Raw genomic sequence first — 407 nt, 5'->3', positions numbered from 1 at the left:
AGCAGTGGCTGCCGGCCATCCGGGCGCTCGCCGCGGCCGGCGGCAACGATCCGGAGCAGGCGGCGCAGGACGCGCTGGCGTGGCAGTATGTGTGCGTCGCGACGCTCGTCTGAATCCAAACATGCAGGAGAATTCCATGTCCCGTTCCCCCTCCGCCCACGTCCATGACGGCGCCACCGTCGCCGCCGATGCGCAACTGGGCGACTTCGTCGTGGTCTACGCCGGCGCCGCGATCGGCACCGGCTGCCGCGTGCGCGGCTTCACCCAGGTCTGGCCCGGCGTGCGGCTGCACGAGGGCGTCGACCTCGGTCCGGGCGTCACCATCGAGGCACCGGACGGGGACGGCAGCGACGTCGTGATCGGCGCCGGCACCCGCATCGGCGCCGGCGCCCTGCTGCACCGGGGCG

The 407-nt window shown here is 73.7% G+C and carries 1 pseudogene; it reads left to right on the top strand.

Annotation, left to right across the window (positions count from 1 at the left end):
* Nucleotides 1–136 precede the first annotated feature (136 nt).
* Nucleotides 137–407 (top strand): annotated as a pseudogene (locus ACEN88_RS34430) (hypothetical protein); the annotation flags it as partial.

This window comes from Massilia sp. CT11-108, assembly GCF_047302915.1.
In the GTDB taxonomy this organism is placed as follows: Bacteria; Pseudomonadota; Gammaproteobacteria; order Burkholderiales; family Burkholderiaceae_D; genus Telluria; species Telluria orientalis.
Note: the sequence above shows the minus strand (reverse complement) of the source record. Positions and strands in the feature narration are given on the sequence as shown.